Origin of the sequence: Janthinobacterium lyxosi (assembly GCF_051380665.1) — a bacterium.
In the GTDB taxonomy this organism is placed as follows: Bacteria; Pseudomonadota; Gammaproteobacteria; order Burkholderiales; family Burkholderiaceae_D; genus Janthinobacterium.
This window is the reverse complement of the sequence record NZ_JBNYXM010000051.1, coordinates 1-19,346: the sequence shown is the minus strand read 5'-3', so window position 1 is coordinate 19,346 and position 19,346 is coordinate 1. Positions and strand designations below refer to the sequence as shown.

Sequence of the window (19,346 nt, the reverse complement as noted above, 5' to 3'; positions counted from 1 at the left end):
ACGCTTTGCAGCAGCGGAAGGATTTCTTCAAACTTTTCTCGACTGATGTCGCTGGCGTAAGGCTTTCTCATCCCGCCATTATCCGGCTATTCGGATAGATTGTGAACACGTTCTAAGGTCATGCACCGTATTGATCAAATGGCGCAAATCCCGACCGAGCCTGTCCAGCTTCCAAACCGCCAGCGTGTCTCCTTCGCGCAGCGCTTTGAGACAAGCAGCGAGGCCTGGGCGATCTTCTCGTTTTCCCGATGCCTGATCTTCATAGAGATGCTTCGGTTCGACGCCGGCCAACTCAAGTGCATCTCGCTGCAAGTTCGTCGTTTGCGAACCGTCGGCCTTTGAGACTCGCATGTATCCAATTAGCATGATTTCATCTGTCACTTATACGGTCGATTGTGTGACAGTCCGTCCTGTCACTTGCCAATCATCAAAAACTGTCACTTAACCCGTTACTTAATGTATGACATGTAAAGGGTTCTGTTGGTTCATAATTTAACAGAAATTCGGCTGGAATTTGCTCTTTAGCAAATATCACTCGCAGTTGCTCCAAAGAAGCAGGGTCGTTCCGGCCGTACGATGCCAACCGGAATAGCGAGCGGGCAGTCTCGGGATTGTGTCGAGCATCAAGAACGGCCTCTTCAATTGCTTCGGCCGCCTTTCGCCAGTAGTTGACGGGTTCTTCCGATCCCACGTGTACCGGCAGACCGTTTGTGAATTCCCTCTGCGGTTCTTGCACGAACAAGCCAGCGAACTCTCCGGCTGCATTCAAAATCTGCGATTCGATCAACTCGATGGCGGTAGCTGCCGCCTCCAGCATTTGCAACTGCACCGAGTCCGCTAAAATCTCAAAGGGCTGCCATTGGCCCTGCCCGGCACGGAGCTGGTGGCCGCATCGCTCCCATACGTATCGGATAGCTTCACCATATGATCCGCACAGCGAGATCGGCGTGTTCAACTCGTCCAACAAAGTGCGCAGCAGGCGAAACCAAAGTCCGACATGGACCCGGCGGCGCGGTAGCTCGACGTATCCTGTTGTGAGTGCCTGCCAGGTGCGCCGGTCCATCGCCGAAATCGGCGCACTGGCCTGCCGCTGCTCACATGATGCGTCATCCCAACCCATGAACGTCCCAGTCCCTCCCCAATAGGGCTCCAGCCAGCAACCATGCGTCGGACAGCTCAATAGCAACGGCAATTGCCATATGAGTGGCAGCGCATGTTCCGCCGAGTCGCGAATGCAGCGCGGGCACGCCCGACGCAGCGGCTGCATCGGCAGCCAGGCGCGCCAGCTCATGATCGACCGCGTTTTTCGACGCCCCTTCGGCAGCAGAACTGATAGCTGAAAAACATAGGTTTCCAGGGCGGACGGAACCGAGTTGTCAAGACTGTCCAGCAGCCACGGCGTCCATCCGGCGAAACTCATGCAGCGCAGGCGGTCTTGCTCGATGCCGCTGCGCTGAGAAAGGGCTATCAACAGCGGTAGCGGCGGCGTAGTGTCGAGGTCGTCGATCTGGCCGTGGCCAAGATCATGCTCCAGCAGCTCGCGCATGTCCATCTGGTAGCAGTCGGCGACACGATGAAGCCAGGACGACAATGCCTCGCCTTCCTTGGGGGCCGGATGTAGCGGCCAGCGTTGCGCCTGGCTCACATTAACTCCCGCTCGAACTGCCGGCGCCGCTCGCTGGGGCCAGCGTAGTCGGTCATGCTAAGCGTTCGATGGTTGATGGCTTCCTCTCCGCTTTCCGCAGCGGCGACGGCCGCCGCTATCAACAGGTGCGCCAGTTCGCCGATGGTGCCCTCGCTGCGGGTCAGCAGATAACGGGCCATGTCTGGCGTGGCGATGGGCGAGCTTCTTCGCAGCGGGAACGACGCGGCGAAGCTCGCCAGCAACGAATAGCAGTCGTCGTTGGCCTCCCACAATGGAAGCATAACGGGCTCGAAACGGTTTTCCAGTTGATCGTCCGACCGGATGGCAAGGTAAGCCTCGCGCGTGCCAACCCCGACCAGCGGGACGCGAAGTTCGTTGCCGAGAAAGCGAAGCAGATTGAGGAACTCCCGCCGGCTCACGCTGTTACCGGCAAGAACATTATGCAGCTCGTCGATCACCAGCATGCGCACTCCGACGCGGCGCAACAGCGACAACGCTAATTGCTCCATCTCCGGCAGCCGCTGGCGCGGGCGCAGCGGCGCACCCATGGCGACGAGCAAGGCCACATAGAAGCGCGTGACCGATGGCTCCGATGGCATCTGCACGCAGAGCACCGGAATGTGTTCTTGGTCGTCGCGGGAGGTGGTGGGGTGAGTACGGCGGAATTTCTCGATGATCATGGACTTGCCGTTGTTGGTCGGACCGACCAGCAAGAGGTTGGGCATGCGCTGCTTGCTCGGCCATGCAAACAGGGTTTCCAGCCGGTTAAGCGCTTCGACCGCGCGCGGATAGCCGATCCAGCGGTCGGCACGGATGCGCTGAATGCGCTCGGCTACAGGCAGGCGAGCTAGCCCCTGCGCTGCCGGCAAAAGGTGGGACAGGTCGATGGCGGGAAATTCGTCCATGGCTACCACTCCTCGATCTGGTCAAATGGCGTTGCCGGCGGCTCGCCTTCGGTTTTGATATCAGGTATTTCAACCACAGGCGGCGAGGGCTTGCCCGAGGGCGATAGCGTCTTGAGATGCTGCTTCCGCTCGGTATCGCGCCGGACCTTGCGCGTAGTGTGCTGGGCGTTGTCCACGATGTCGCGCATTTGCCGGATCATGCGGAACAGCGCCGCCTCATCCACCTGTTCACGCCCGAGCTGCCGCAAGCGGGCCAGCGCCTGGCGTTGCTCCCACAACGTGATGGCGGGATGGGACAAGGTGCGGTAGGGGATTTCCAAATAGTGTTGCTGCTCCGGCTCCAGTACCCATATCCGGCTGATATCACGCGGGTCGCGCCGGATGAGGAAGGCCGGCAAGCTGCCGCGCCGGGCGATCCATGGCTTGAGTGCGTCGGCATAGTAATGGATGTGGTCGATGACAAAGCCGGTCCGGGTCAATGTGCGTCTGATCACCGGCAGGAAATCGACCAGGAACGCGGTCGCGTGCGTGACGATGGCCGGCGCGCCGGAACGGGCTACGGCATCGGCCCATATCGCCGCCGGCGGCTGGAGCAAAGTTCCATGCACAGAGCCGTGATAGGCGCCGATCGCCAGGGTGAGCCAGCGTTCCAGTTCGCGCAGCGTCAGCGCCGCCATGCCGTCCGAATCGTACTTGCCGCGTTGGTTCGGGTTGGAAAACGTCGTGCCCGGCAATTCGTGGATCATCTGCATCGCGGTGCCGATGATCCGCTCCACAATGCCACCAAAATGCGGCAGGCCCGGCGGTCGATAGCTCAACTGAATTCCGTGCTGTTCGCAGCCACGGCGTAGGGCCTCGCTCTTGAACTCAGCAGCATTGTCCAGATACAGCAGCTTGGGCTTGCCGCTCATCGGCCAACCCATTTCCACATTCAGACGTTCCAAGCTCGGGCGTTTGTCGCAGGCGGCGTGGGCAAGGCAAAGGCCGGCGGAGACGGCGGACGGTGCTTCTAGCGTGACCACCATGCCGGGCACGCAGCGCGTGTATACGTCGATGGCGACCGTCAGGTAAGGGCGTCCAATGGGCTGCCGGTCGCGCTCATCGACGATAATCAGATCGATGACCGTATGGTCGATTTGCACTTGCTCAAGTGGTGCAGTGACTTCGGGCGGCACACCGCCGACGCCTTGCAAGTCACGGGCGGCATCCGGGCCACCCCGGCTGCGCGCCACTTTTCGCGGGTCCAGGCTGGCGATGCGTAAAGCCACTGTGTTGCGGGCCGGCACCGGCAACTTCCGCGCCTTGCACGCCTGTGCTACTTCACGGTATAAAGCCGCCAGGCTGCGCTTCTGCCGGGTCAAAAACCGCTTTTGCAACAGATCGCGAATGATGAGCTCGACCGGCTCCGATAAGCGGCCCTTGCCTTTACCGCCGCTGGATTGACCACGCGCGAGGTCCGTGACCAAGCCGGAGCCCTGCCGTGCGCGCCGGATCAAGACGTATACCTGCCGCCGGGACAAGCCCAATGAGTGCGCGGCGTCATCAGCGGCCTGATGACCGACGAGATCAAGTGCCGCAAGCGGCCCTACGACATCCATTCGTTGTCGTGCCCGCTCCCAGGCGGCATCCGGCAGTGTCAAGACCCCTTGCTCGGCTATGCGCTGTATTTCTGCTGCCACGCCCGCACCTCACTTCTGTGCATAGGAGTATTCAGCATAGACGATGTTGGTGAAGACGACTACTGACAACAGAAAGTCAAAACTCGTGTGCACAGTCGCCGCGTGGGCCAACAAAATGGTGCAGTCGCCTTCTGAAAATGACACCGGCCGCCAGCAACGCATCGCGCTGCAAGTCCAGGTTCTGGTCGTCGGTCGAGACGCGGGCGTAGCCGATCAGCATAGCGACTTGTCCAATTAATCACGAAAACTCAGTATAGCTGGACTTTGAATATTGGAAAGGGATTGTGGATTGTCGGTGTGCTTGAGAAGGCCGCCATACGCCGGCCGCGCGCGGTAATCCAATAAACCCTCGTTTGTTGGACGTTGCCAGCGCACCACTGTGACAGCTGCGAAACTCAGTTTTGTTGTTTTAAGCACCAATAATTATATTTATCAACTTCCTGCTACTTGTGTTGTTTTTTTGCAAAATAAAAGCGGTTTTTCTGAAACTCTACCTGGAGGAACAAACATGTTGACACTGGAAGAAGTAACCAAGAAAACAGCAGAGATTTTGAAGCTGGGCAATGACCAACTGGGATACATCACACAGGACCTTGTTGATGCTGACAACATCCGAGACATTGGTGACGCAGACGGGTCCGCCGGCAATTTCGATAAAACGGTCAAGCTCGTACTGTACGGGCACAACACACGATATGGAGCTGTTGTAATTAACGGTGTAACCTATCAATGTTACTGGTTTGAATACGGTGGTGCGGCGCCGACAAAAGATCCTGGTTTGGCTTGCGGAAATTTCAAGACTTACTATCTTCGCATGGATCAATTTGACCATAACTACTTGGACAAATGCTCAGATAAGACCGAGCGCTGGAGCTTCACAAGTAAGTAATCGGAAGGGCTGGCTAGCATCTATGCCGGCCCCGTTCAAAGGTAAACTGTCCGTATCCGACTGTGCGGCTAGCTAGCGTACCGTCGATGCCAAGCGCAGCCGAAACCATTGCGCTAACTCCTGCTCGGTAATGTTTCCAGCAGCTACGTTTTGCATCAAGCGAATGGCGTCAATTTCTGTAAAGTCCAGACCCTCGCCGTTATCCACCAGAAAGACGCGTGCGACCACCCAAGCTGTCCGTTTGTTACCATCACTAAAGCCATGATTGCGCGCCAGGCCGAAGGCGTAGGCAGCGGCAAGGTCGGCAGCATCGGGCGCCGGTTCACCATAGGTGGCAAGTTGTTGTGCCCGCCCTACCGCCGACTCCACTGCATTCTTGTCGCGCAGACCCGCCAAGCCCCCATGCCGTGCCAGTTGCATGTCATGCACCGCGTACACCAGGGAGGCCGAGACCCAACGCCACAACCTCATTGTGCAAGCACTCGCAGAATTTCGCGGTCATCATGCATGATGCCTTCAGCAAGGGCCATCTGGCGCGCGAAGTCAGGGTCGTATGGCGTGATGCGCAACGCACCGTCTGGCGCCTCGGTCAAGAATAGAGTGTCGCCCTTCTGTACGTTCAGGCGCAGTTTGGCTTCTTTGTTCAGAATGAAACCCTCGGATGCCCCTACGGTGGTTACCTTGAATGTCAACATATCAACCTCCTATATAATTTTGATTATATAGTTATCCGACGCCATACACAAGCGAAACTGCATTCGAATTTTCACGGGTCCTGCTCCCAACCCATCTTGGTTAGTTGCAGCTAATGCTGGTTCGCGGCGATGGAATGCAGGTCGGCGCGGGTAAATGCAGGTTCATTTGCAGCTAATGCTGGTTTGAGGGGCCCGTCAGTTGCAGTTATTCCTGGCCGAGAATCGGCTGGAATGCTGGTCGGGCCCGTTTCAAATGCAGGTCACTACACGTATGCCGCCATCGAGTCCGTAATTCCGTGGGCCGCATTCGCACAAAGCGTCACCGACGCTGCCCAACTCGCCCAGCCGGCGACATTCGACCATCTGCACCTGGTCGGTGACCACTACAGCATGCTACGCCGATACACCCCGGAGTTGCTCGATGTGCTCAAACTGAAGGCGGCGCCGGCGGCGCAGGCCGTCATGGATGCCATCGACATGGTGCGCGAGATGAACGCGACCGGATCGCGCAAGGTGCCGGACGATGCGCCTTGCGCGTTCGTCAAAGCGCGCTGGAAGCCGCTGGTCATCACCGACGAGGGGATCGATCGTCGCTTCTACGAAATTTGCGCACTGTCGGAACTGAAAAACGCGCTGCGCTCTGGCGACATCTGGGTTGAGGGTTCGCGCCAGTTCAGGGATTTCGAGGACTACTTGCTGCCACCGGAAAAATTCAGTGCACTCCAGAAGGCGCGCGCGTTGCCGATAGCGATCAATCCGGACCTCGACCAGTACCTGCTTGAGCGGGTTCTTTTGTTGAATCAGCAGCTGGCCACAGTCAACCGGCTTGCGCTGGCCAAGGCACTACCGGACGCGATCATCACCGACACCGGCTTGAGAATCACGCCGCAGGACACGGTAGTGCCGGAGTCAGCCCAGGTCCTGATCGATCAGGCCAGCAGCCTGTTGCCGCGCATCAAGATCACCGAACTGCTGATGGAGGTGGACGAATGGACCGGGTTCACCCGCCACTTCGTCCACCTGAAAAGCGGCACGCAGGTTCAGGACAAGACCTTGCTGCTATCGGCGATCCTGGCTGACGCCATCAACCTCGGTCTGACCAAGATGGCAGAGTCGAGCCCGGGCGCGAGCTATTCCAAGCTGTCGTGGCTGCAAGCCTGGCATATCCGGGATGAAACCTATTCGGCGGGGCTGGCCGATCTGGTCAACGCTCAGATCGGTCATGCATTCGCCGGAAACTGGGGTGACGGCACCACGTCATCATCGGATGGCCAGCGCTTTCGCGCCGGCGGCCGGGCCGAGAGCACCGGCCACATCAACCCGAAATACGGCGCCGAACCGGGGAAGATGATTTACACGCACATCGCCGACAATTACGCTCCTTTCAGCACAAAGATGGTCAACGTCGGCATGCGCGATTCAACCTACGTGCTCGACGGATTGCTGTATCACGAATCGGATCTGCGCATCGAGGAACACTACACCGACACGGCCGGCTTCACGGATCACGTATTCGCACTGATGCACATGCTCGGGTTTCGCTTTGCGCCGCGCATCCGCGACCTCGGCGACACCAAGCTGTACATTCCGGGTGCGATCACGGACTACCCGGCCTTAAAAGCCATGATTGGCGGCACCTTGAACATCAAACATCTGCGCGCGCACTGGGACGACATCCTGCGCCTGGCCTCATCGATCAAGCACGGCACCGTGACCGCGTCGCTCATGCTGCGCAAGCTCGGCAGCTACCCGCGCCAGAACGGTCTGGCGATCGCGCTGCGCGAACTGGGCCGCATCGAGCGCACGCTGTTCATCCTGGACTGGCTGCAGAACGTTGAGTTGCGCCGGCGCGTGCATGCCGGATTGAACAAGGGCGAGGCGCGCAACGCGCTGGCCAGGGCAGTCTTCATCCACCGGCTGGGCGAGATCAGGGACCGGAGCTTCGAGCAGCAACGCTACCGCGCCAGCGGATTGAACCTGGTGACCGCTGCCATCGTGCTGTGGAACACCGTGTACCTTGAACGGGCGACGCAGGCCTTGCGCGAAGCTGGCAAGCTGCCTGACGACGGCATGCTGCGATACTTGTCGCCGCTGGGCTGGGAGCATATCAACCTGACCGGTGACTATGTCTGGCGCCAGAACCAAAAAATCGATAAGGGGCAATTCCGGCCGCTGCGTGACACAAAAAACTTGTGATTGATCAGCGGGAAAACCTTAGCGTACTATTTTTTCCGAATTCTGTGGGCGCCCCAGCATGCTCGATACTTTATCGCGCAAGTCCGACACGGCGGCAGCAATCCTGTACGCGCTCAAGCTGTGGCCCGCGCTGCTGCGCTATTGCGACGACGGCGCCATCGAGATCGATAACTCTGCGGCCGAACGCGCCTTGCGTGGCGTGGCCATCGGCCGCCGCAATTACTTGTTCGCCGGCGCCGACAGCGGCGGCGAGCGCGCCGCCGCGATCTACTCGCTGATCGGCACGGCCAAGCTGAACGGTGTCGACCCCGAAGCCTGGTTGCGTCACGTGCTGACGCATATCGCCGATCATCCCGTCAATCGGGTTGATGATTTCTTGCCCTGGAACTGCAACCTGCCAGCAGCCCTTTGAGATCACGCCGCTTCCCAGCGGTGTGACGCCATCATCGATCAAAACGCCCCTGAACTCAATAAGGCGCTGAGCGGACGCTTACGCTGATCTGGACATCAAAAGCATGAATTCTGGTTGAACCGCTTGCCAACCGATCGCACCAAGCCGGTAGAAGGTTCGATATTAAACACCACGTAGCGGCGCTGCGGGCAGACCAGTTCCAGCGACTTCTTGCTGCATTCGAGCATGTCGGTCTTGCGCGTGCCTTGCGGGGTAGATACCGAGACGTCCCGGTTGATGTACGGACTGCACTCGAAGCCCTGTTCCGTGGCGACCTTTCTGGCCGCGTCCATGGTCAGGCCGACCGCGTGCAGCTGGTCCACTTCGGCCGCCAGCGTGGCGTCGGAAGCGCGGGTGAGGGCGCAGCCGGCCAGTAACGCGCAGGCCAGCAGTGGCAACATCAAACGTAACATCGTCTTTTTTCCTGGCTTTGTAGTCGAGCTACGCAGTGTACTGGAAGAACCCTCGCACTGTACGCCGCCGTACCGTGCGCCATCGTCGCGTATTCGATAGTGATGGGATGGATATCAAGAAAACTCCGCGCACCGATGCCCGCCATGCGTCGATCGTGCGCCAGGGCCTGGAATGGGCCCTCACTTACGGCCAGCGCAGCGCCGCCGCCTTTCTGCTGGTGCGCAAGGTGCCGCGCCCGGTGGTCGAACGCATACCCATCAGCATGGACGGGCGCGGACGAGCACTGGTGGTGGTCAGACAGTCTAGACGGCGCTGGGAAGACGCTTACTCCGGTGGCACCATTAGCTCTGATGCTACGGCCGGCCGAGCCGCTTCGATTTCGGCGCTCTCAGCGGCCTCTTGCACTACCATATCATCCTCGGTCAGCCTGCACCCCACCGCCACGCGCTTGAAGTCGAAAAGTGGACTGCAATTCGCGCAGAACACAAGGGCCACTTTCGCAAAGACTGTGCTGACGGTCGCGCCAGCTTTCCAGATTTCGTCCTTCACTTCCACGGTCGTGGTACGCGATCCGGGGCGGACCTCACACCCGCAACGAGTGCAATGGGTGTACGGCTGATGCAATTCATGTACGCTCACGATTTTCCCCTGCCTTATTCAACTTTACGGGCGAAGAACCACAGCATTCGTATAGCTACGGTGAACAATGCAGTCTTACATGTAGTTTTAACCGCTGACGCCGTTTGCCTTCGCTTATGACCGCCTCTGCTTTCTCGATAATCTCAAACACTACGTCTTTTTCGATATCATGTCTCTTTATGCTGATCGGTGTAATCGCAACAGTAATTTTTCCATTGGTATATGTGCGACGCTTTCCGTCGCCAACATCGAAACTACCAGTTGCAGGAAGCACTTCAAGCCGTCCACCGGACGACACTAGCATGTCACTCAATTCATACCCTACCAGGTGACCCTGCGTTTTCACGACCGAAAAACATGTTTTTGAATCCAAGCGTTCATTAGCCAAAGCTGAATTCATTGGAATATCTACAGCACCGATCAATCGATATGCAACACCCCCACCAAGGAACAGACCAAGCTGCACAAAACGTAATGGATTAATCAAGATTTTTTCCTCGTCTGCCACACATTGCGTCCGGCCCTTACTCCATCCATGGCGCCAGCGGCCAGCAAGCGGGCGGCCACTAGGGCGCGTTTTCCTTCAAGCGTTCAACACGCGTGCAGCTTGGCGGCGAATGCGGCCGGCTACGCGCTTCGGGCTCTGGCCAACCATGCGCCAGTCGGCATGCCACCAAGTGATGACGCGGGCGGCCGTCGCGGTGTCCGGCGCAGCGATCACGGCGTCCAACTCGGCGCTCACATCGGCCCACCACCGCGCGCCCTGTTCCTCGCCCATGGTCGGATCAACGGCACGCTGATAGATCTCAATTGCCTGGTCCTGTTGCATGATCTTTTCCGTGGATTTTATTTAGGTGATGGAAAAAGAAACTTCTCGAGTTGCCCTGTTTCGGAAGCGCATTCGATGTAGCCCTTTCTTTTATACCAGGCGGTTAGTTCTAAGTCGGACATCGCCTCCCCACAAAGAGATCTTGGAATCAGACGAATGCTTGAGCGGCCAAGCTTGGCCGCGATCATTTCGGCCTGCGAAAGAAGCAAAGACCCTATGCGGTCATTCCTTGCTTCTTGAAGTACGAAAACTTCATAGACAAAGCTAAATGGCAGTCCCCAATCTTCAAAAATTAGCAAGCCGACTTCAACCTCGTGGTGTAAGGCAACAAAATCCTGTGTCCTCGGAGTACTTCCCTGTGCGAGCCGAAATCGAAGAACGTCGCTCTTTATCTCTAATTCATTGAGGATTGCAACAAATTTAATCATATTATTCTCGCTGGCCGTCTAAGCGAACTAGGCAGCGTCAGACGCAGCCCTCAGTGAGGCTGGTCGTTTTCCGATTCGGCGAGAAGAACTTGGCACTGGTGACAAAAGGGGGTCACATGTTCGTGCTTCCGGTCACACGTAGCAGGGTTCCCGTTGCATCCTTCCAACGTGCGTCCCGGAGGCGTTGATTCTTCAAGCTCCTCCCGCTCACCTTTCGCATCCACACCGGCTTTGTGATCGGCTACCGCGTCAGCTACTTCTTGATCATTAAAATGAGCCATGAATTTTCCCTTTAAACCATTTCAACGACGACGCCGGCAGCAGTAACCGCTTCCAACGTTGGAAAGAAGCTGGCCTCATGGATGACAAAATCGTCCGCATCAAACACATCGACGCCGGTATGGCCACGTTCAACAACGCGACAACTCAAGCCGGAGCCAGGAGCGTCGGTACGACGGGTTTTACCATCCCAATCCACGAAAAATCCTTTTGTCTTTTGCACGGTCTTTTCCCTAGTGAATTGCGGCCGGATATTCAAAGTCTGCTTCCGGGGTAAATTCGTACCGCGTCGGATCGCCTTCAAAGACCACGTAGCCCTCAATGCCGCGCTCACGCATACCCTGCACTGCGCGGCGGGTATTCACGACCGCGAACTGATCCAACTGGCTCTGGTCAACCTTGACGCCACCAGTCGATACGCCTTCACCCTCGATCAACAGCGCCATGTCGTCCTTCGATCCGACCTTGCGGCCATAGATTTTATTCTTCATCTTTTCCTAGGATTCAGAAGCGGTCTTATAGTGGCCACCAAGCGAGACGATAGGTTTCGCTTCCGCTTCAAGCCGCTTGAGCGTTTGTTCTGGGAAGTTAGCGGCAAAACCGACAGAGACGAGCCCAAAATCGCCATGAGGAACCGGGACCACGACGAGGCCGTCGTCTCTAGCCTGGTCATGGAAAATGTTTAAGTCCCCAGTACTTTTAGCAACTTTCGGCGCACTTGCCGAGATGATTTTGCCGGCCTTCATTGCTTCCAGGGCCGTTGCCCAAGATGTAAAACCTGCTCGTTGCGCGAACGCGTTGCATGGATGAACAATTTGCATGATTTCTCCTCGATTTGCCTCTTCGACTTCTTTTTTCGATAAAACGCTCATAGTTTCCTATTTCGGCCCTTTTATCTTACGGATCGCTTCCTCAACTGCAGCGGTTCCGACCCGTGCCGCTTTCTCGGCGATATCTGGAAAAACCCTTATCTGCAATCGCGCGCTACGGCGTTTTTCAGGTGCAATCGGCGGACGACCGGGCTTTTTTGGAACAAATTCCATAATTATTAATGTACTCCATAAATTTGGGAGAGTACAGCAATTTTTGTACTCCATAAAATTATGGTAGCACGTCTATGAAAGCCTACCGCAGCTTTTTGTTATCTACCTCAAGATATGGATCAACATGGTCCAGATCGGCATGCCCCAGCAAGAGCTGAAGCGTTTCCAGTGAATGTCCCTGTCCGAGTAACCTGGATGCCATCGTGCGCCGGCCAGAATGGCTACTGCCTCCTTTAATGCCCGCGTCTCGGTACAACTTAGTCACATGGGCTTGCAAGGCGTCACAGGCCGCGTAATCGACTTGCTCGCCCGCTTGGTTGATCCGGCGCTTTCGATTCATACTGTATTTGAAGCCCTTGAAGGTCAGCACCAGGGCGCTATCGGGCCGTAGGCCGCGATAACGCAGGGGGTCGTCACTCATGCGCCAACGCCGTTCTATCCGGTAGGTTAGGTAGGATTCCAATGCCTCGATGAGCGCCCGGTTCGTGGGATAGATACATCGCTGGCGGCATCCCTTCGTGATAGCTGCCCGAAGTGATACTTCTTGCCGAATCGCCCCGGATGGAAACAGCACATCCTGAACTTCAATTTGTGCGATTTCGCTCACCCTCATACCGCACATGATCCCTAACAACAGGACGAGAGTATCGCGTTCGGGATCGCGACTGATGGCTGCTGTGACGCGGAGTAAGTGCCGGTACTGGCCCGGACGTAAGACGGTGGCTTGTGCCATATTGATCCTCTGAATAGGTGTCGAAATGTGCTGCATTCAGAGTGAGAACCGTTGAGGCTCTTTTTCAAGTGTACCACCGCCGGTTTCCTCATGTCCGAGGAAAAGCTGGGACAACTGATCGAGCACCTCTAATCGGAACTGAAAGACCTCTAGACCAACGAGGCTTAGGCGGCACGCGAGTTGCTGGCGGCCAACCAGATGGCGTGCAACATGTCGGTGCATCGTCCATTACCAGTGCGTCTGCCGCTCGTGCTGGCTCGGTACTGCACTTCCCCCGAGAGCGAGGCTACACAAGGAGGGCCATCTTATTGAAACAGAACGCGATAAAAGCGGCACAGAAGTGTCTTTATCCGTTACGATATCAATATTTAACGCGTCACTCATGCTAAATTTTGTCATAAAATGTCTTTTCCGCATCTTTCTGAAGTATTAAAAATTCTCGACGGCGCGCTGCGGTCCAACGCTAGTATGTCTTCCAACTACGCCGGTCTGCTGGCGGACAAGTTAGAGCAAGAAGGCGAGCGCGAAATTGCCAGGCGAATCCGGGAACGCCTGGCGCGCGCGCCTGCAGCCGTTGCTTACGCTCAAGATGCCGGCGGGATGGCGGGGGGGCTGCCAGTGGACAGCGAAAGTCGTTTGGAAACTCTCGATATCAGCACACCCGCCAAAGGAAGCGTGCATCTTTTCCTACCTGGAGGAACGGCCAAACGCGTCGAAGAATTCCTGCAAAGTGTGCGCCACTATGACCGCTTGCGTGAGGCGCGTGCGGCCATGCCGCTGCGCATGCTGCTTTATGGGGCGCCCGGTACGGGCAAGACGCAGGCGGCGCGCTGGATTGCCAGCGAACTAGGACTTCCGCTGCTGACGGCGCGTTGCGACACCTTAATCAGCAGCTTGCTGGGCCAGACAAGTAAGAATCTTCGTCGTATTTTCGATTACATCGAGCAACGTCCTTGCGTCCTCTTTCTCGACGAATTCGATGCCTTGGCGTCGGCCCGTGGCAATGAGCGGGATATCGGTGAACTCCAGCGTGTCGTTATCGCATTGTTACAGAACATCGACGCGCTTTCGGATAATACCGTGCTGTTAGCGGCCTCCAATCACGAAAAGATGCTTGACCCAGCCGTATGGCGCCGGTTCCCCTTCCAGCTGCCCCTTCCGTTGCCCGACACCGCATTGCGACACCAAATGTGGCAAAACATGCTTGGCGAGTTCGCACCGGAGGCGTTGGACTGGCAGTTGTTATCTACAAAGTCCGCAGGTGCGTCTGGCGCATTGATAGAGCAGGTCAGCCTCGATACCAAGCGGCATGCTGTTTTTGCTGGCAGCGCCCATATAGATGAGGAGGAGCTGTTCAGGCGCTTGTCGTTATCGTTGGCCTTGGCCGATGGTCACGCCTTGGCCACGTTGAGCGACGAGATACGCTGGTTACGGAACTGGGATACAAAAATTTTTTCCCTTAGGGAACTTGCTCGCTTATACAATGTATCTACTAGACAAATAAACCACTACCTCCAAGACGACCATGGCAACGCAGGCAAACCGACCCGGAAGAGGAAAGCCCAACCCTAGCAACCCGATTGCGCACGTGTCCTATGAGCGGCGCGATTTGATGGGCATGGACCCACCGGCCGGGGGCGGTGGAAAGGAACTGGTACCGGTCACTACGGAATTACGTCAGACGCTGTCGCGCTCGATGATGGCTGCGGCGAACATTATCGCCGCTGAAGCTGGGGTATACCCGGATATCCCCGGCGTAATGGTCGTGCGGATGCGTGACATGGCGGTGGCGAAGAGCCATCGCCCCTTGACATTGATTCACGAAGCGGACATCCCACCGGCAGGGCACGGTGAGATCAACGAAATGCTTGTCGCGGTCAATCCGGTCTCAATCGACCAGCTCAACCATGTGATCTCGCAGCGCAATACCAAGGCCGTGCGTGCGAATCTATCCGCCGTCGATGGCTTCGAGGCATGGAGCGTGGCGCGGCGCCTGCCGCGAGATGTGCGCGAGCAGCAGCTGACACAGGTTCTCGCAACGTTCCGCCAGCAAGCCACCCGGCTCATGGTTCGGCTTTTTACGCATGCCTCGCCAGTGACCACGAGCCGTGTGGTCGACCATTTTGAAGAGCTCTTGCGCCAATATAGACTGGAGCCGTTGCGCTTGCCACAGCGCGTAGGGCCGCCGCTTTACCTGCTGGCCTTGAACGGGACAATGACTGATGAAGCCTTCGCGGCAATTGTGCGTTTCCAAGGTGTGCGCCATGCCCGTCCAGAGCCCCGCATTCTCCCAACGGCGGCAGTGATGCCCGCCTCGCCCGGCCCGACATTCTCGGCTGGCCCGATTCCGGCCGGTCCTAACGTGCCGATCGTGGCGGTATTCGATTCTGGTGTGAATCCCGCCAGTGCGCATTTGCATCCCTGGGTGGCAAGCCGCGACGTCTACATCCTTCCGCCCGATACGGATTACGTGCATGGCACAGCGGTGGCCTCGCTCGTGGTCGATAGCCGTGGGCTAAACAGCCAGCATGGCCATTTCCCTATCGCCGGTGGATGCCTGATTCACGATGTGTGCGCTCTGGAGTCGGGGGGCGCTGGCGCGCAGCAAGCGGATTTGATCATCCGCTTGCGCGAGGCAATTCCCAAATACCCAAACATCAAAGTCTGGAACCTCTCACTGGGAGGCAACTCGATCAACGATGACGAGTTTTCCGAATTCGGCCGCGAACTCGATGCGCTCTCAGACATGCATGGCGTATTGTTTATTGTGGCTGCGGGAAACTATGTGCAGCTGCCACGTCGTAGTTGGCCAGCACCGGCTCAACCACTTGCGGACCGTATTTCAACGCCTGGTGATTCGGTGCGCGCGTTGACGGTCGGTGCCGTTACTCATCTCGATAGCCCCACAAGTTTGGTGCGCATTGATGAGCCGGCGCCATACTCCCGCCGCGGCCCAGGTCCTGTGTTCACACCTAAGCCCGACTTGGTGCATGTGGGTGGTAATGCCGACATGGACCTGCAGGCCGCCGGCATTGGCATCAACGTACTAAGGGCGGCGGGGCACGCGAGCGCAGATTGCGGCACCAGTTTTGCGTCGCCAATTGCGGCCGGGCTGGCAGCGCGTACCTGGTCCGCGTTAAGCGGACCAGGACGCGCGCATCCATTGGCCCCATATCCAGCCTTGATCAAGGCCTTGATGATTCACAGTGCGCAGCTGGGTTCACCAGAACGCGATGCCTTAACCCGCCGTTACTATGGGGCCGGCATACCCGGTGATCCCACTGCCGTGCTATACGATACGGACGCCAGCTTCTCGCTGCTTTTCGAACTGGACATCGTCGACTCGATGAAGTGGCGCAAAGCCCCTTTTCCAATCCCACCCTCGCTCCTGCAGAATGGCAAGTTGAAGGCCGAGGTCATCATCACAGCGGTTTATTCGCCACCAGTCGACGCGTCCAAAGGCGCGGAATATGTGCGCTTTAATATTGATGTCGGCTTTGGGCGCTTGTCGCCAAAGGCCAACGGTGGATGGGCATTTCACGGGTGCGTGCCAGTAGAGGGGGAGCTTGGCACGACGGGTTTCGAAGAAGCTCAGGTGGAGCATGGCGGAAAATGGTCCCCCGTTAAGACGTATCGACGCGCTTTTTCGAAGGGTGTTGCAGGCGACACATGGGCACTGCAGGCGACCTTACTGCGGAGGGCGTTCGAGCCGCCGTTGACGCAGCCAATGCGCGCGGTGATCATCGTAACGTTGCGTGCGCTCGATGACAATTCACTTGTTTATGAAGAAGGGCGCCGCCTTCTTGCTGCCTCCAACTGGCAGCATCAGGACATTGCAGCCCGTGTTGAGGTACCGGTGCGAGTGTGAGCGTAAAATGACACGACAGCTCAACGTTAATTAGGAAAATGCAATTGAAGCAAGCACCCTGGTCCCGTGCCTTCATTCGCTTTGAAATGCCGGTTTCGAACACGTGGAAAGTAATCGGTTCGTATGAAACGCCTGATGGCGTAACATTGTTTGATTCACTGTCCGACGGAAGAGACATCTTCCGCATTATCAGCGATATCGGGGCCAAGCTTCGGCAGGCCGCATCTAGTCCAGATCGAGAAGTAATCGTCATCCTTGTATCCGTAGATAGCAATTTCGACTATAAACTGGATTTCGAGAGCCAGGACGAAAACCGTTGGAAGATAACAAAACTCGAAATGCAACCGGTCTGCCGCAGGGTATCCATTAATTGATTGCTATCAAGAGTCCCTTTTGCAGTAGAAGGAGGCAATCTCAAATGGCCGCTTCAGGGCGGAAGCCACAAAGGACTGCAACCGGCCCAGGCCGTGTAAAAACTCGGAATCAGGCCCGCGCAGCAGAACTGTACACGCGGAGGCGTGTTCTGTGGCTTGTAGAATCGATCAGGGAGCTGTGCCGAGTTTGGGGTTCCAGGTGCAACGGAACGGAGAACCGGGTTAGTTTTGGTTTAGATACACCCGCGTGTTAGGATTTTACTTACCATGCGCCTGTCGACTGGCTGTCGATTGACCAGGTCCAGCCCTTCTTGGATGTCCCACTAGGAAACAGTGATGCCCACCAAAGCCCATGACGTTTACCATGTCCAGATGACGGAGGCCAAGCTTCGGATATTGGCAGCAGAACGAGTCTCGACGGCGAGCGCTCCACTGACGGGTCTATCTTCGCTAGATTGTGAATTTTGTTTTCTGCAAATTCGGAAAGTCATCGAGCTAATAACGTTTGGTGCAATGGTCCGGGAAGAACATCGTTATCGGCATTTCAGAGCAACGGAGCCGAAAACACCCAAGGCTCCGGAACCAGATCCGACGAGGGATTGGAATGCAAAAGAGATTCTGTCTAGGCTTGTGAAGCTCAGCCCACACATGCTGCCGATACCCCTTGGCGCTCACTCGTCGACTGGCACCGGCACGATCAATTTCGATCGCGCGAAAACTGTCGTAAATCACAGTAAATTAATCGAGCTATACGGGGTGTGCTCGACCTTCATGCATGCGCCGAATCCTCTTGGAGAAAACTTTATAGCGCAAGTTGAAATCCAGCGGGGCGAGTACCGTAAGGGGCCACAGACTATTAAGAAAGCGTTAGACTTTTTACGCCGGCTCCTCTGGCTTCACGCCGCAGTACAACTTGAATGGACAGACCAACAAAACGCGAGCTGCGTGGACAATCCCACGTCAGCTTGGATTGTCGATTTCAGCAGTTCAGAAAACGATGTTGTCAACATAGTCTTGGCTACTACTCAAGATACTGACCCACTTTAGTGTCGATTCAGGCATTTCATGACGCTATCGCGTCGACGTCTATGACCTCAATCTGACAGGCCCGCCCTTAACCCGGTTTTACGTTCCGTTGCACCTTGAACCCCAATTTCATTTGCAGTTAGCGCGAGCACGTTGCCCTTGAATGCAAGCCGGCGCCATGGATTGCGAGCATACTTGCAGATAGCGTGAGCACCAGTCGCTCGTCATTTGCACTTAATCTGAGCCGGGAAACGCATGGAATGCGAGCAGGGCCCGCTTCAAACGCGAGCCGCTACATATAACCGCCAGAACTGTGCTCAGGCCCAGCAGCTGTTCGCCGCTCAGCAAGGCGTCAGAGTGGCATTCTGGTGCGAGCCCGGTAAATTCCGTGCCGTAGCCGCCAACGATCACGCGCCAGCCTTCGGCAAGCAGTTCATCACTGGCAAGCCGGCTGAACGGAACTGCAGCCCGTCCACCTCGGAACTGGCGCGCGGTGACAAGCGGCCCGCCAGCGCCGGCAATGGCTGTTCACCATGACGGCGCTGCGCACCTTCGCTGGTGTACACCCTATTCACTACTTCCAGGGCGCGCTGTTCGCCGTGCGCACCGGCAGCGACACGGTCTATATGTGCGAGCAGGATCCTGGTTCTGACGGCGAAGAATGGGCGGTCGTGGAGGTCGACCCCGAGCGGTTCCTGCAGCTATGGCGCCGGTCGGGCAGCAGCCATCCGGAGGTGGCGCACCAAAGCCCCGCGACTTGGCCGCTGGACCGCAAGTTCCCTTGGCCTGGCCGGCATTTTGCGGAGGGCCGTGCCAACCCGGTGCCGCTGGCCACCGTCAGCTGTGAGCTGCGACGCTTGGAAACGCCGGTGTGGCGTCGCTGGTTGCTGTGGAAGGTGCTGGCGCGCGTCGACGTCACCGAGCACCCAGTCCTCTCGTTCACCGACGGGGTCACCCGCACCATTTGGCTGCTGACTCACGGCGTGAAGGCCATGCCGGTCAAATGCCCGATGGCCGACGCGGCACGGCTGCAGGCGCTGGCCGGCGTGGATGGCGGCCAGGCGGTCGCCGTCGGTACCTTGTTCAAGCAAAAAATGGATTGACACCGTTGGTTCGATCAGCGGCAGGGGAGTAGTTGCGTATTCCGGTCAACGTGACCGCTGATTCCGGTCTATCGTGACCGCTGCGCATTCAATGATGTTACGCGGCTAAATTGTAGTCGGTGCGGTCACGATGGATCGATATTTTTCTCC

The 19,346-nt window shown here is 57.2% G+C and carries 20 protein-coding genes and 5 pseudogenes; 10 read left to right on the top strand and 15 right to left on the bottom strand.

Annotated elements, in window-relative coordinates:
• Positions 1 to 114 precede the first annotated feature (114 nt).
• From ACQ4WP_RS27925 to ACQ4WP_RS27905, 5 genes and pseudogenes are all read right to left on the bottom strand, one after another.
• Positions 115 to 366: pseudogene (locus ACQ4WP_RS27925) on the bottom strand (recombinase family protein); the annotation flags it as partial.
• Between the two features lie 61 nt (positions 367 to 427).
• Positions 428 to 1,645, bottom strand: coding sequence for a TniQ family protein (locus ACQ4WP_RS27920; RefSeq protein WP_436526377.1), 1,218 nt, complete (start codon positions 1,643 to 1,645; stop codon positions 428 to 430).
• Complete coding sequence (locus ACQ4WP_RS27915; protein ID WP_436526375.1) at positions 1,642 to 2,550, bottom strand: TniB family NTP-binding protein; 909 nt, start codon at positions 2,548 to 2,550, stop codon at positions 1,642 to 1,644. Before ACQ4WP_RS27915 ends, ACQ4WP_RS27920 begins: the two co-directional genes overlap by 4 nt.
• A gap of 2 nt (positions 2,551 to 2,552) precedes the next feature.
• Positions 2,553 to 4,267, bottom strand: a pseudogene (locus tag ACQ4WP_RS27910) (TnsB C-terminal domain-containing protein).
• A 104-nt stretch (positions 4,268 to 4,371) separates the two neighbouring features.
• Positions 4,372 to 4,449, bottom strand: a pseudogene (locus tag ACQ4WP_RS27905) (recombinase family protein); the annotation flags it as partial.
• 288 nt (positions 4,450 to 4,737) lie between these two features.
• On the opposite strand from ACQ4WP_RS27905, the gene ACQ4WP_RS27900 reads away from it, so the two are divergent.
• A complete protein-coding gene (locus ACQ4WP_RS27900) occupies positions 4,738 to 5,118 on the top strand; it encodes a hypothetical protein (RefSeq protein WP_436526371.1) in 381 nt (126 codons plus the stop codon).
• A gap of 72 nt (positions 5,119 to 5,190) precedes the next feature.
• Here the strand turns inward: ACQ4WP_RS27900 and ACQ4WP_RS27895 are convergent, their stop codons facing one another.
• Both ACQ4WP_RS27895 and ACQ4WP_RS27890 read right to left on the bottom strand, forming a co-directional pair.
• Positions 5,191 to 5,589: a type II toxin-antitoxin system death-on-curing family toxin gene (locus ACQ4WP_RS27895; RefSeq protein WP_436526369.1), complete on the bottom strand. Its 399-nt coding sequence runs from the start codon at positions 5,587 to 5,589 to the stop codon at positions 5,191 to 5,193.
• Complete coding sequence (locus ACQ4WP_RS27890) at positions 5,586 to 5,813, bottom strand: AbrB/MazE/SpoVT family DNA-binding domain-containing protein (protein WP_436526367.1); 228 nt, start codon at positions 5,811 to 5,813, stop codon at positions 5,586 to 5,588. The genes ACQ4WP_RS27895 and ACQ4WP_RS27890 overlap by 4 nt, the downstream gene beginning before the upstream one ends.
• A gap of 264 nt (positions 5,814 to 6,077) precedes the next feature.
• Between ACQ4WP_RS27890 and ACQ4WP_RS27885 the strand changes: the two are divergent.
• Positions 6,078 to 8,009: pseudogene (locus ACQ4WP_RS27885) on the top strand (Tn3 family transposase); the annotation flags it as partial.
• A gap of 61 nt (positions 8,010 to 8,070) precedes the next feature.
• Positions 8,071 to 8,421, top strand: a pseudogene (locus tag ACQ4WP_RS27880) (transposase domain-containing protein); the annotation flags it as partial.
• 95 nt (positions 8,422 to 8,516) lie between these two features.
• On the opposite strand, the gene ACQ4WP_RS27875 reads toward ACQ4WP_RS27880, so the two are convergent.
• Positions 8,517 to 8,873, bottom strand: coding sequence for a hypothetical protein (locus tag ACQ4WP_RS27875; protein ID WP_436526365.1), 357 nt, complete (start codon positions 8,871 to 8,873; stop codon positions 8,517 to 8,519).
• Between the two features lie 107 nt (positions 8,874 to 8,980).
• Between ACQ4WP_RS27875 and ACQ4WP_RS27870 the strand changes: the two genes are divergently transcribed.
• Positions 8,981 to 9,493 (top strand): hypothetical protein, encoded by a 513-nt coding sequence (locus tag ACQ4WP_RS27870; RefSeq protein WP_436526363.1) that lies wholly within the window; start codon positions 8,981 to 8,983, stop codon positions 9,491 to 9,493.
• 75 nt (positions 9,494 to 9,568) lie between these two features.
• Here the strand turns inward: ACQ4WP_RS27870 and ACQ4WP_RS27865 are convergent, their stop codons facing one another.
• The 7 genes from ACQ4WP_RS27865 to ACQ4WP_RS27835 form a co-directional block, all read right to left on the bottom strand.
• Entirely contained in the window at positions 9,569 to 10,000 is a 432-nt protein-coding gene (locus ACQ4WP_RS27865; RefSeq protein ID WP_436526361.1) for a hypothetical protein, read from the bottom strand.
• Between the two features lie 96 nt (positions 10,001 to 10,096).
• Entirely contained in the window at positions 10,097 to 10,342 is a 246-nt protein-coding gene (locus ACQ4WP_RS27860) for a hypothetical protein (protein ID WP_436526359.1), read from the bottom strand.
• A 17-nt stretch (positions 10,343 to 10,359) separates the two neighbouring features.
• Positions 10,360 to 10,770 carry a GNAT family N-acetyltransferase gene (locus ACQ4WP_RS27855; RefSeq protein ID WP_436526357.1) on the bottom strand — a complete coding sequence of 137 codons (411 nt, stop codon included), beginning with the start codon at positions 10,768 to 10,770 and terminating at the stop codon, positions 10,360 to 10,362.
• Positions 10,771 to 11,062: 292 nt separating this feature from the next.
• Positions 11,063 to 11,272: a hypothetical protein gene (locus tag ACQ4WP_RS27850; RefSeq protein WP_436526355.1), complete on the bottom strand. Its 210-nt coding sequence runs from the start codon at positions 11,270 to 11,272 to the stop codon at positions 11,063 to 11,065.
• A gap of 10 nt (positions 11,273 to 11,282) precedes the next feature.
• A complete protein-coding gene (locus ACQ4WP_RS27845) occupies positions 11,283 to 11,540 on the bottom strand; it encodes a hypothetical protein (protein ID WP_436526353.1) in 258 nt (85 codons plus the stop codon).
• Between the two features lie 6 nt (positions 11,541 to 11,546).
• Positions 11,547 to 11,921, bottom strand: coding sequence for a hypothetical protein (locus tag ACQ4WP_RS27840; protein WP_436526351.1), 375 nt, complete (start codon positions 11,919 to 11,921; stop codon positions 11,547 to 11,549).
• Between the two features lie 253 nt (positions 11,922 to 12,174).
• Positions 12,175 to 12,825, bottom strand: a complete 651-nt coding sequence (locus tag ACQ4WP_RS27835; protein ID WP_436526349.1) for a tyrosine-type recombinase/integrase — start codon at positions 12,823 to 12,825, stop codon at positions 12,175 to 12,177.
• A gap of 402 nt (positions 12,826 to 13,227) precedes the next feature.
• Between ACQ4WP_RS27835 and iteA the strand changes: the two genes are divergently transcribed.
• The 6 genes from iteA (at position 13,228) to ACQ4WP_RS27805 (ending at position 19,196) form a co-directional block, all read left to right on the top strand.
• Positions 13,228 to 14,397 carry an anti-phage ATPase IteA gene (iteA, locus tag ACQ4WP_RS27830; RefSeq protein WP_436526347.1) on the top strand — a complete coding sequence of 390 codons (1,170 nt, stop codon included), beginning with the start codon at positions 13,228 to 13,230 and terminating at the stop codon, positions 14,395 to 14,397.
• Positions 14,351 to 16,693: a S8 family anti-phage peptidase IteS gene (iteS, locus tag ACQ4WP_RS27825; protein ID WP_436526345.1), complete on the top strand. Its 2,343-nt coding sequence runs from the start codon at positions 14,351 to 14,353 to the stop codon at positions 16,691 to 16,693. The genes iteA and iteS overlap by 47 nt, the downstream gene beginning before the upstream one ends.
• 44 nt (positions 16,694 to 16,737) lie before the next feature.
• Complete coding sequence (locus tag ACQ4WP_RS27820; protein ID WP_436526343.1) at positions 16,738 to 17,067, top strand: hypothetical protein; 330 nt, start codon at positions 16,738 to 16,740, stop codon at positions 17,065 to 17,067.
• A gap of 336 nt (positions 17,068 to 17,403) precedes the next feature.
• The gene (locus ACQ4WP_RS27815; RefSeq protein ID WP_436526341.1) at positions 17,404 to 18,114 is read left to right on the top strand and encodes a hypothetical protein; all 711 of its coding nucleotides are present in this window, start codon (positions 17,404 to 17,406) and stop codon (positions 18,112 to 18,114) included.
• 336 nt (positions 18,115 to 18,450) lie between these two features.
• Entirely contained in the window at positions 18,451 to 18,630 is a 180-nt protein-coding gene (locus tag ACQ4WP_RS27810; RefSeq protein ID WP_157814822.1) for a hypothetical protein, read from the top strand.
• Positions 18,627 to 19,196 carry a plasmid fertility inhibition factor family protein gene (locus ACQ4WP_RS27805; protein ID WP_436526339.1) on the top strand — a complete coding sequence of 190 codons (570 nt, stop codon included), beginning with the start codon at positions 18,627 to 18,629 and terminating at the stop codon, positions 19,194 to 19,196. The genes ACQ4WP_RS27810 and ACQ4WP_RS27805 overlap by 4 nt, the downstream gene beginning before the upstream one ends.
• The last annotated feature ends 150 nt before the right edge of the window (positions 19,197 to 19,346 follow it).

What these genes read in the sequence shown, in the direction of transcription:
- ACQ4WP_RS27915 (WP_436526375.1), bottom strand. Translation starts at nt 2,550, where the DNA reads ATGGACGAATTTCCCGCCATCGACCTGTCCCACCTTTTGCCGGCAGCG.
- ACQ4WP_RS27900 (WP_436526371.1), top strand. Translation starts at nt 4,738, where the DNA reads ATGTTGACACTGGAAGAAGTAACCAAGAAAACAGCAGAGATTTTGAAG.
- ACQ4WP_RS27895 (WP_436526369.1), bottom strand. Translation starts at nt 5,589, where the DNA reads ATGAGGTTGTGGCGTTGGGTCTCGGCCTCCCTGGTGTACGCGGTGCAT.
- ACQ4WP_RS27890 (WP_436526367.1), bottom strand. Translation starts at nt 5,813, where the DNA reads ATGTTGACATTCAAGGTAACCACCGTAGGGGCATCCGAGGGTTTCATT.
- ACQ4WP_RS27875 (WP_436526365.1), bottom strand. Translation starts at nt 8,873, where the DNA reads ATGTTACGTTTGATGTTGCCACTGCTGGCCTGCGCGTTACTGGCCGGC.
- ACQ4WP_RS27870 (WP_436526363.1), top strand. Translation starts at nt 8,981, where the DNA reads ATGGATATCAAGAAAACTCCGCGCACCGATGCCCGCCATGCGTCGATC.
- ACQ4WP_RS27860 (WP_436526359.1), bottom strand. Translation starts at nt 10,342, where the DNA reads ATGCAACAGGACCAGGCAATTGAGATCTATCAGCGTGCCGTTGATCCG.
- ACQ4WP_RS27855 (WP_436526357.1), bottom strand. Translation starts at nt 10,770, where the DNA reads ATGATTAAATTTGTTGCAATCCTCAATGAATTAGAGATAAAGAGCGAC.
- ACQ4WP_RS27845 (WP_436526353.1), bottom strand. Translation starts at nt 11,540, where the DNA reads ATGAAGAATAAAATCTATGGCCGCAAGGTCGGATCGAAGGACGACATG.
- ACQ4WP_RS27840 (WP_436526351.1), bottom strand. Translation starts at nt 11,921, where the DNA reads ATGAGCGTTTTATCGAAAAAAGAAGTCGAAGAGGCAAATCGAGGAGAA.
- ACQ4WP_RS27835 (WP_436526349.1), bottom strand. Translation starts at nt 12,825, where the DNA reads ATGGCACAAGCCACCGTCTTACGTCCGGGCCAGTACCGGCACTTACTC.
- iteA (WP_436526347.1), top strand. Translation starts at nt 13,228, where the DNA reads ATGTCTTTTCCGCATCTTTCTGAAGTATTAAAAATTCTCGACGGCGCG.
- iteS (WP_436526345.1), top strand. Translation starts at nt 14,351, where the DNA reads ATGGCAACGCAGGCAAACCGACCCGGAAGAGGAAAGCCCAACCCTAGC.
- ACQ4WP_RS27815 (WP_436526341.1), top strand. Translation starts at nt 17,404, where the DNA reads ATGCCCACCAAAGCCCATGACGTTTACCATGTCCAGATGACGGAGGCC.
- ACQ4WP_RS27805 (WP_436526339.1), top strand. Translation starts at nt 18,627, where the DNA reads ATGACGGCGCTGCGCACCTTCGCTGGTGTACACCCTATTCACTACTTC.